10 protein-coding genes are annotated in these 10,008 nt (G+C 58.2%); 5 read left to right on the top strand and 5 right to left on the bottom strand.

Translation table 11 applies throughout. The annotated features are described in order from the left end of the window. The 5 genes from ACE3OH_RS04580 to ACE3OH_RS04560 form a co-directional block, all read left to right on the top strand. Positions 1-1,193: prolyl oligopeptidase family serine peptidase (locus tag ACE3OH_RS04580; RefSeq protein ID WP_374349041.1), on the top strand; the 1,193-nt coding region annotated here is incomplete at its 5' end. 593 nt (positions 1,194-1,786) lie between these two features. Beyond that, the gene (locus tag ACE3OH_RS04575; RefSeq protein ID WP_374349040.1) at positions 1,787-2,638 is read left to right on the top strand and encodes a tetratricopeptide repeat protein; all 852 of its coding nucleotides are present in this window, start codon (positions 1,787-1,789) and stop codon (positions 2,636-2,638) included. 177 nt (positions 2,639-2,815) lie between these two features. Then, entirely contained in the window at positions 2,816-3,649 is an 834-nt protein-coding gene (locus tag ACE3OH_RS04570) for a transporter substrate-binding domain-containing protein (protein WP_374349039.1), read from the top strand. A 150-nt stretch (positions 3,650-3,799) separates the two neighbouring features. After that, positions 3,800-4,492 (top strand): amino acid ABC transporter permease, encoded by a 693-nt coding sequence (locus ACE3OH_RS04565; RefSeq protein WP_374349037.1) that lies wholly within the window; start codon positions 3,800-3,802, stop codon positions 4,490-4,492. Then, entirely contained in the window at positions 4,489-5,187 is a 699-nt protein-coding gene (locus tag ACE3OH_RS04560; RefSeq protein ID WP_374349036.1) for an amino acid ABC transporter permease, read from the top strand. Before ACE3OH_RS04565 ends, ACE3OH_RS04560 begins: the two co-directional genes overlap by 4 nt. A 160-nt stretch (positions 5,188-5,347) precedes the next feature. Here the strand turns inward: ACE3OH_RS04560 and ACE3OH_RS04555 are convergent, their stop codons facing one another. The 5 genes from ACE3OH_RS04555 to prpF all read right to left on the bottom strand — a co-directional run bounded on the left by ACE3OH_RS04555 (position 5,348) and on the right by prpF (position 9,922). Continuing rightward, positions 5,348-6,313 carry a hypothetical protein gene (locus tag ACE3OH_RS04555; RefSeq protein WP_374349035.1) on the bottom strand — a complete coding sequence of 322 codons (966 nt, stop codon included), beginning with the start codon at positions 6,311-6,313 and terminating at the stop codon, positions 5,348-5,350. Between the two features lie 314 nt (positions 6,314-6,627). Further along, positions 6,628-7,068: a DUF4375 domain-containing protein gene (locus ACE3OH_RS04550; RefSeq protein WP_374349033.1), complete on the bottom strand. Its 441-nt coding sequence runs from the start codon at positions 7,066-7,068 to the stop codon at positions 6,628-6,630. Positions 7,069-7,596: 528 nt separating this feature from the next. Next, positions 7,597-7,860 (bottom strand): hypothetical protein, encoded by a 264-nt coding sequence (locus tag ACE3OH_RS04545; protein WP_374349032.1) that lies wholly within the window; start codon positions 7,858-7,860, stop codon positions 7,597-7,599. Between the two features lie 189 nt (positions 7,861-8,049). Then, on the bottom strand, positions 8,050-8,553 hold the full coding sequence (locus ACE3OH_RS04540; RefSeq protein WP_374349030.1) for a hypothetical protein: 504 nt from the start codon (positions 8,551-8,553) through the stop codon (positions 8,050-8,052). A gap of 184 nt (positions 8,554-8,737) precedes the next feature. Next, positions 8,738-9,922: a 2-methylaconitate cis-trans isomerase PrpF gene (prpF, locus tag ACE3OH_RS04535; RefSeq protein ID WP_374349028.1), complete on the bottom strand. Its 1,185-nt coding sequence runs from the start codon at positions 9,920-9,922 to the stop codon at positions 8,738-8,740. Positions 9,923-10,008 lie beyond the last annotated feature (86 nt).

Here is a 10,008-nt window from a genome sequence, read left to right as displayed (position 1 = left end):
TGTCGTTCAAGGATGCACCGCGCGGCAAGTTGCTGGCGCTGGACTTGCACAAGCCGGATATGAAGCAGGCGCGTCTGGTGATGCCGCAAGGCGCTGGTGTGATCCGCGAAGTGGAAGTGGGCCGCGACGGCCTGTGGGTGAAGCTCAGCGAAGGCGGCGTCGACAAGCTGGTGCAGCTGAGCTTTGCCGGCAAAGCCAAACCGGTAACCCTGCCGGTGAATGGCAGCATGCGCGAGATGGCCGCCAGCGAGACCGGCAACCAGCTACTGGTCAAGCTGGAGAGCTGGACTGAGTCGCCGCGCTATTTCTCGGTGGATGGCAAGCGCGGCACGGTCAGCGACACTGGCCTGATGGCCAAGTCGCCGGTCAGCTTTGCCGATATCGAAGCGCGCCGGGTCATGGTGAAAAGCCATGACGGGGTAATGGTGCCGCTGTCCATTGTCATGCCGCGTGCTGCCAAGCTCGATGGCAGCCATCCGCTGCAGCTGAGCGGCTATGGCGCCTATGGCATCACCATGGAAGCGCGCTTCAATCCGCAGTCCAAGGCCTGGATCGAGCAGGGCGGCGTTTTGGCCACCTGCCATGTGCGTGGCGGCGGCGAGTTCGGTGAGGAATGGCATCGCGGCGGTTATATCCAGACCAAGGCCAATACGGCGAAGGACTTTATTGCCTGTGCCGACTGGCTGGTCAAGGAAGGCTATACCTCGCCCGGTAAGCTCGCCGGCCGTGCTGGCAGTGCCGGCGGCATTACCATTGGCGGCGCCATCACCGCACGGCCCGAGCTGTTTGCCGCAGCCAATAGCGCGGTGGGCGTATCCGATATGTTGCGCATGGAATTCACCCCGAACGGCCCGCCCAATATCGCCGAATTCGGCACGGTAACGCGCGAGGCTGACTTCCGCGCCATGCTGTCCAATAGCCCCTACCATCGCATCAAGGATGGCGTGGCCTACCCGGCGGTGATTGTCACCACCGGCGCCAACGATCCGCGCGTGGACGCCTGGATGCCGGCGAAGCTGGCCGCCCGCTTGCAGGCTGCATCGTCGAGCAAGAAGCCGGTGATCCTGCGGGTGGACTACGATGGCGGCCACGGCATGGGCTCGACCAAGGCGCAGCAGATTGCCGAAACGGCCGATGTGTGGAGCTTCTTCCTGTGGCAGATGGGCGTACCGGCCTTCCAGCCAAAACCTTGAGTTTTCCGGGCAGAACGTAAACCCGAAAATCTGTAGACACAGAGGGCAGCGAGAGCACGGAGCACACAGAGAACACCTGTCTGGACTTGGCCTTTCTCTGTGCGCTCTGTGTTCTCCCCGATCTCTGTGTCTGCAGGTTTTGCCTTGCAGCTCCGACCATTTAGGCAGCCGTAAACAACTGCCCAAAACCTGTAGACACAGAGGGCACCGAGAGCACGAAGCACACAGAGAGAACCTGTCTGGATTTGGTCTTTCTCTGTGCGCTCTGTGTCCTCCCCGATCTCTGTGTCTACAGGTTTTGCCTTTTAGCCTCGAATACTTAGGCAGACGGAATCGACTGCCCAAAACCTGTAGACACAGAGGGCACCGAGAGCACGGAGCACACAGAGAAAACCTGTCTGGATTTGGCCTTTCTCTGTGCGCTCTGTGTTCTCCCCGATCTCTGTGTCTACAGGTTTTGCCTTTTCGCCCCAGCGTCATTGCAGGCCAAAGCCTGACAATAAGACTTGAACAATCTCCGCTTTGGCGCCATCTTCGCTGCTGTATCAAGCATGCCTCGGCGCAATCTGCGCCAAACCCTGTAGGAGGAAGCCATGCGTTCCCTGTTTGGATTGATCTTGCTACTCGGCTCGCTACTGGCCTGGGCCACCCCGACCCAGGATGAAGTCAAGGCGGCCATCGGCCGTGGCGACTATGCCGCTGCCGAAACCATGATGCGCCAGGTGGTTACGGACAAGCCCGGTAGCGCCAAGGCGCACTTTATCTATGCCGAAATCCTTGCTCACAATGGCCGCTTTGGCGAGGCGACCGATCAGGCGCTGCAAGCAAAGCGGCTCGACCCGGCGATTCACTTCACCTCGCCGGATAAATTCCGCGCATTTGAAGCGAAGTTGCTCAACTCCCTCAACAAGCAGAACCAGCCGCCCGCTCGTGTCGACCGGCCGGTGGCCGAGCATGCGCAAGCTGCGCCGCGCGGCGAGCCAGCCAAGGAGTCGTCCTCCTCGCTATGGCTGTGGATTGCCCTGTTTGTGCTGATTGGCGGCGGCCTGTATTTCATCCTGTCGCGTCGTAGCAATACCGTGATGCAGCCCGCCGGCATGGGTGGCGGCTTTGGTGGCGGCCAGAGCTATGGCGGTGGCGGTGGCCCCACCGTCATCAATAACGGCATGGGCGGCGGTAGCGGCATCGGCGCCGGCATTGGCGGCTTTGCTGCAGGTGTCGCGGCTGCCGAGCTTTACGAGCATTTTGCCCATGGTAGTGAGCGCGAGCGTGAGCGGCCGCTGCAAAACCCTGGTTACTACAGCGAGGACAGTGGTAACCGTGCCGAGCAATCGCTGCGCAATGATCCGATCGACTTTGGCAATGGCAGCAGCTGGGACGATTCCTCGTCGGGTGGCAGCAGTTTCGATTCAGGCAGCAGCGGTGGTGGCTCCAGCGACTGGTAAGCAGTGCAAGAGGCAGGCAAGCAGGGCACCCTTGGGTGCCCTTTGTCTTTTGGCCTCGGGCGGGAGCGGTATGATCACGAAATTGTTAAATGGTTATAACAAACTAAACTTTAATATCGAATCGCGATATTGCTAGACTGGCTCCTGTCGAATCCAACCGCAAGCAAGGAGCAGTTCATGCAAGCTCGTAACCGTCTTATCGCCGGCTTTGTCGCGCTGGCCAGTTTGTTCAGCACCCAGGTGCAGGCCGACCAGGTGGCCGATATCAAGAAAAAGGGCGAGCTGGTCGTTGGCGTGCTCGGTACCGACGAACCCAATAGCTTTGTCGACCCGAAAACGCGCCAGATTGTCGGCTATGACGTGGACCTGGCCGCTGCCGTGGCGAAAAAGCTCGGTGTGAAGCTCACCATCAAGCAGCTGGCGGTTGCCGCGCGCATTCCGGAACTGGAACAGGGCCGTATTGATTTGCTGGCCGCCTCGCTGACCCATAACAAGGAACGCGAAGCCAAGCTCGATTTCTCGCTGACTACCTTTATCACCGGCCAGAAGGTGCTGGTGCGCAAGGACAGCGGTATTGCCGCCGTGCCGCAGCTGTCCGGCAAAAAGGTACTCACGGTGAAGGGCGGTACCCAGGAGCCGAATATCCGCAAGGCGGTGCCGACTGTTGATGTGGTGACCTTCGAGACCACCGGCCAGGCTTTTGTTGCCTTGCAACAGGGCAAGGGCGTTGGCTATGTCAATGACGAAGTATCGATTCTTGATGACTACGCTAAGCTTGGCGCCGCGCAGAAGGACTATGTGATCCTGCCGCAGAACCTGAGCATCGAGCCACTGGCGCTCGGCATCCGCAAGGGTGAAGCCGGTTTCAAGGCCGTGGTGGACGGTGTGCTGCGTGAGCTGGAGCAAACCGGCGAAGCGGAAAAGCTGTTCTTCAAGTGGTACGGCCCGACGTCCAAGGTCAAGTTCACCTCGCGCAGCTTCAAGTTCGATTCCGACAAGGTCGACAGCTGAGGTGTTGCTGTAACGAGTCTCCATCACTTTCCATGCTCTTTGCTGCCCAGTAACACGGGCAGCTTTTTTTCCTTGCGCGTGCCGCGCAAGCCAGGCGCAGCGCGGTCAGATATGGCGGCGCCCACCCCATTACCCGGTTGATTTCTCCCCATGCATTTCGATATTCAACTATTGCTTACTGGCGACTACCGCGATTGGTTGCTGCATGGCCTGGCGATGTCGCTGGCGCTGGCTGGCGGCACCCTGCTGCTGGCCCTGCCGCTGGCCACCTTGCTGGCGCTGGCGAGGCTGGCGCCGATTGCCGCCCTGCGCTGGGCGGCGTTTACCCTGGTCGAGGCGGTGCGCAATGTGCCCTTGCTGGCCCATATGCTGTTCTGGTATTTCGGCGCGCCCGAGCTATTGCCCGAGCCGATCAAGCGCTGGCTGTATGCCGGCAATATCGAGGCGATCAGCGCGCTGGTGGCGCTGACGCTCTACACCGCCGCCTATATGTCGGAGGATATCCGCAGCGGTATCCGCGCCATTCCGCGTGGCCAGCTCGATGCCGCCCGCGCCCTGGGCTTTGGCTTTATCGCCGCCATGCGCTACCTGATCGTGCCGCAGGCGCTGCGCCTCACGGTGCCGCCCTTGCTGTCGCAAACCCTTAATCTGTGGAAGAACACCAGCATTGCCACCGTCATCGGCGTGGCCGAGCTGATGTACCAGGCCGCCAAGGTGGAGTCGGCCAGCTTTCGCAGCGCCGAGGCGTTTGCCTTTGCCACCCTCAGCTATCTGAGCATTTCCCTGCTGCTGGGCGCGCTGGCCGCCCGCTATATGCAACGTTTCCCCGCGAGGCCGGCATGATCGAGTTGATTGACACCTATTGGCTGTATTTTCTGGTCGGCCAGTACCCCGATGGCCCGCTTGGCGGCGTGGTACTGACCATTGTGCTGGCCGCCAGCGCCTTGCTGCTTGCCTTGCCGTTCGGCTTCCTGCTTGGCCTGGCACGCGTCAGCCCATGGCGCTGGCTGAATCTGCCAGTGACGGCACTGGTGCATTTCGTGCGCGGCACGCCGCTATTGATGGTGGTGTTCTGGGCCTATTTCTTTTTGCCCGGCATCACCGGGCATAAATCCGGCCAGTTTCCTACCATGCTGGCGGCGCTGGCCTTGTTCAATGGCGCTTACCTGGCAGAAATCATCCGCGCCGGCATTGCCGCACTGCCACGCGGCCAGATGGAATCGGCACGCTCCTTGGGCCTTGGCTATATGCAGGCGATGCGCTTTGTCATCCTGCCCCAGGTGTGGCGCAATATGCTGCCCTCACTGGTCAACCAGTTCGTCGCCACCATCAAGGACACCTCATTGGGCTACATCATCGGCCTGACCGAGGCCTCGTTCATTGCCTCCCAAGTCAACAGCCAGGTGCTGACCAAGCCGGCACAAGTCTACGGCCTGCTTGGCGCGGGCTATTTCCTGCTGTGCTTTGGCCTGTCGCGACTGGCGTTCTGGCTGGAAGGGCGATTGGCTAGGCGGCGCACCATGGCGTGGTCGGGCTAAAGCAGTGGCGCTGCTCGTTGGATCGTCGCTTGCGCTTCCAGCGAAACCACCGTTGGGGCAGGTTGCCTGAATGAAGCGCAGCGCAATCCGAGGGGCGCCGCAGGCGCCTTGATGTGCGCCGGTATCCCGATGCCTGCTGCCAGCAAAACGTCAACAGAGCCTAGTTCGCTGGAGAGTTGCCCTCGATAATCGCTTGCAGAGCCGCTTCCATCGTGCGCTCGCCACGCATATACGCGCCCCAGTGCTGGCGAATCAAGCCGATTGCCTGTGGCCAGGCGCGCTCGTAAACATGGTTTGCATCGGCATAGGGCTGGTATTGCTGACCTCCACGCTGCAATGCCTGTTTCGTTGCTTCGCCCACGCTATAGAACTGGACGGCATGCCAGAGCATGGCCGCCTTGCGGTGGCTGGCCTTCTGCAAGCGATCGATTGCGTCGCTCACCGTGTCGGTAACGCCGACGTGCGATGTCTCGTGATAAATCATTTCCAGCGCCGCGAGCCCCTGGTAGCCAGGGGTGGCGCTGGGCATGATGGTTAGCGGGTCGTCAAAGGTGTAGGCGCCAGCCCAATGACCACTACGTGCTACGACTTCGACCAGGTAGCGGCCACGATGGAAATCATGCGCCAGAATGCGCTCGACTTCCTGCTGAACAGCCGCGCCGTAACGCTGATCGAGCTCACGCGCATTGGCAATCCACGCCTGATTTTGCCGCTGGTGTTCGGCCCACAGGCAACGCGTATACACCGGCGCCGCCAACTGCATAGCTTTGACCTGTTCGGCGGGTAGCGCCAGCTTTCCGGGGTCGCGCTCTGTGTCGTTGGAGGCAAGTGTCAGCTCGATCGCATGGGCCTCGTGGTCGAACAACAAATCGCGCTTGGCGAAGTAGCTGCGGTAGTAGCCAAGTGCCTGACGCAGTTGCTGCAGCTCTTGCGCCTCGGGCGGACTGGCCCAGACCACCGCTTCCAGCCCGCCCTTGCTTAGCGCGGTGTCCAGCAGAAAATGGTGCAGATTCGGCAAGAAGGCATTGCGAAAATCGAATTCGACACGCGATGCGGAAGCTGCGTGCGTCACGATGGCAATGGCAAGCGAAAAGACAGCGGCAAGCAGGGAAGAAAATAGACGCAAGATCACTTCCTGGACGTTTGACGAGGAATGATTCTCGCCATCGCTTCCAGCCAGGGCAACGCTTTCGCTGGGTCTGCAGGACAAGTGTTGGTTTCTGTGCAATCGTGCTATAGCCCAGTTGCCTTCAACAGCACGCCTCGATAATGAAATCCGATTCAATCAAGAGTCAGAAATGACCATATCATTCGCTTGGCAGGAAGAATTAGTCGAGGGCGTAAGCCGCGAAACCCGACAATTTGCGCAATGCCGACGAAATTTTGCCGAGATCGCCGGAGTTTTCGCACGGGTTCATGAAACCAAATCGCCCGGCATGATTACATTTCGCCCATTATCTCTTCTTTATGTTTGATGGCGTAAGCGCAAAGCAATTCCCAAACTGAATCATCGCCGCAGATACGATTGCTGAGCCGCGCGAATGGATGGTCGGCAGATAGACTGGCCATGAATTGCTGGCGTTGTTGTTCGTGGAGATGTGGTTCCGGAAATGGAAATATCGCTGCAGCCTGTTCAATGCACCTTGCGGCCTGCGTGGCACCAATGCGGAGATAGCTGTTGACAAATAGTGTGTATGGCGGATGCTCAGGGAAGTCGGTTGAAAAGAAGCATTCTAATCCGCCGTTGTCGATTATCCCTTGGCTGCTATATACCAAGACAATGGTTTGGCTTGGAATAGGAAGGTTTCGAGGATCGCTGCCGGCGAAATCAAGCGCTCGGAAGGCGCAATCTGCAATTTCTTCTAGCTCGGTTTTATTCATGATCGGAATGACTTCGTAAAATACGCATGATTTATGATCGAGTCTGCATGTGGCTCAAGCCGCGCCCAGTGCTTTGAGAAAAGCCCCCGGATTCCAGCGCGCAGCGCCTTCATCCAGGCTACTTGCTTGGTAGGAAGAATTAGCCGGAAGTGTAACCTGCAAAATCAGACAGTTTGCGTAATATCGACGGAATTTGGCAGAAATCGCCGAAGCTTCCGCGCGGGTTGATAAGGTCAACCAGCGCTACATAGTTACATGACCTTTTATTTACCATCGCGGCCTGCTCTGTGTTTATTCCAAATCGTGCTGATAAGATGCAACAAACCTGAATATCGTAAGTTAGGATCGACGTAACGCTCAAGAACATAAAAGAAAAAGTAGTATGAGCGGCACGACGCCCACACTAAGAGGACCAGGAGTACGGCGACCTTTGCGGTAGGCATCTCGTCAATTAGCAGAAAGGCTGAAAGTGCAGCGATGCAAATGAACATGATGCCTTTCGAAACGATCAACTTCGGAGATTTTAGGTCAGTCATTCTCGCGTTCCAGGTCAGGTTTGCGTGGCGGGAAGAGGGGGCCTCCAAAGAAGGCTTTGAATATGGCCGCTAATAAGAATGTAGTGGAGACTGATGTTAGGTAGCCAAATAGGCCACCGCACATAGCTCCCGCTACCATACCTGGATGCCTTAGGCGTAAGTAGCCAAAATCTCCGCCAATCCATGCGCCGGAAACGATCAATAGGAAAAACATTAATTCAAAAATGCTGAAGCCAGCTTGTGATTTTGCGAGCATGATGTCTATTCTCTGGATTCGCATCGCTTGTGGTCTGGTAGCAAAGTCATACAGTTTTCGCAGCATCGTAGCATGGTAGTGCGGGTTGGCCGAAGGCGTAACCTGCAAAATCAGGCAGTTTGCACAACACCGGCGGAATTTAGCAGAGATCGCCCGGGTTTCCGCGCAGGTTGATGAGGCCAACCCGCCCTACATGGCTATCCCACCGTCTCTATAAAGAGGGACTCCGCGTTCTTTAAGTTTTGTGAAAATGACAGACAAATCGGCGGCGGAGAAGCCTGAGGTATCAAATTGGTATTTATTTTCTTGATTGTCAGTAATAGTGCAAATATGCCCAAACTGGCTATCTGCAATAGATGGTAGATCAATTCTTGATATGGTGGATATGCAAACGCTCCAACATAACTTCGCATCCCATCGTGCACCGTTAACAAAGTCGAAGACCAGCCAAGTAAGGCCAAGCTGAACGCGTTTTCGCCTGGGACGCGAACGTAACAAGAAAGGCACGGGAGAGAGCAGGGCAAGTGAATACATTGCATATGGACGCAATGTTGGCAGAAACATGGAGCTAAAAGCAGTCGTGAAGAATAGAAGTAAAAGGAATCCCCCCAATAAACTACCTGTTCGACTGTTATTCGTGACATCAGGTGCGATAGAGAGAATTTCTAGCAATCTATTTTCATTATGCCGCATTTCTGCGTCTCCGTTCTGGCAGATAAGTTAGGTGTCATACAATAAAGCACTGCACTTACCCCACGGCGTCAGAATTTGCCGAGCTCAGCACCAAGCTTCAATGCTTCCGGCTGATTAGACACAATCCGTATTTCACTCATATTCATCGTACGGGAGCAAAGCTCCCGTACCTGACTGAAAAAACCTAAACCATATCCCCCGGAACCCGTACCCAGCCTTCCATCAAAATCCGTGCGCTGCGGCTCATCACCGCTTTTTTTACCACCCACTGACCATTTTCCAGCGCCGCATCGGCGCCGACGCGCAGGGTGCCGGATGGGTGGCCGAAGCGCACTGCGTTGGGTTGGCCGCCACCGGCCGCCAGATTGACCAGGGTGCCGGGAATGGCGGCGGCGGTGCCGATGGCCACCGCACAGGTGCCCATCATGGCGTGATGCAGCTTGCCCATCGACAACGCCCGTACCAACAGGTCGATATCGCCGGCCTTGATCAGCTTGCCGCTCGATGCGGTGTAATCGCGGGCGGGCGCTACAAAGGCGACCTTGGGCGTGTGCTGGCGGGTGGCGGCTTCCTCGGCAGTCTTGATCAGGCCCATGCGCAGCGCACCGGCGACGCGGATTGCTTCGAAACGGGCCAGCGCTGCCGGGTCGCCATTGATGGCTTCACGCAGCTCGCTGCCCTGGTAGCCAATATCGGCGGCGTTGATAAACACGGTGGGAATGCCTGCGGTGATCAGGGTGGCCTTGAGGGTGCCGACGCCGGGTACATCGAGGTCATCCACCAGATTGCCGGTGGGGAACATGGCGCCGCCGGGGCCGTCGTCCGATGGGTCGATGAATTCCAGCACGATTTCAGCTGCGGGGAAGGTCACGCCATCCAGCTCGAAATCGCCGGTTTCCTGCACCTGACCATTGCTGACGGGGACGTGTGCGATGATGGTCTTGTGGATATTGGCCTGCCAGATGCGCACTTCGCATACGCCGTTTTGCGGTATGCGCGCCGGGTCGATCAGGCCGGCGTGAATGGCAAAGGCGCCGGCGCCGGTGGAGAGATTGCCGCAGTTGCCGCTCCAGTCGACAAAGGCTTTGTCGATGGCGACCTGGCCGTACAGGTAGTTCACATCGTGGCCCGGTTGCGTGCTTTTCGACAGGATCACGCACTTGCTGGTGCTCGAGGTGGCGCCACCCATGCCGTCGGTATGGGTGCCATAGGGGTCGGGGCTGCCGATCACGCGCAAAAACAGCTGGTCGCGCGCCGGGCCGGGCACCTGGCAGGCCTCGGGCAAATCTTGCAGGCGAAAGAACACGCCCTTGCTGGTACCGCCACGCATATAGGTGGCGGGGATTTTGATTTGGGCTGGGTGGGTCATGGTTTGCAGTCTTCCATGGTCGTTGGCGGGTGGCCCCCTCTACCCCAACCCCCAACCCCCCGGGGGGGGGGGGGGTTAGATGCCAC

The sequence above is a fragment of the Chitinimonas sp. genome, assembly GCF_041904975.1.
GTDB lineage: Bacteria > Pseudomonadota > Gammaproteobacteria > Burkholderiales > Chitinimonadaceae > Chitinimonas.
This window is presented reverse-complemented; position numbering and strand designations above follow the sequence as displayed.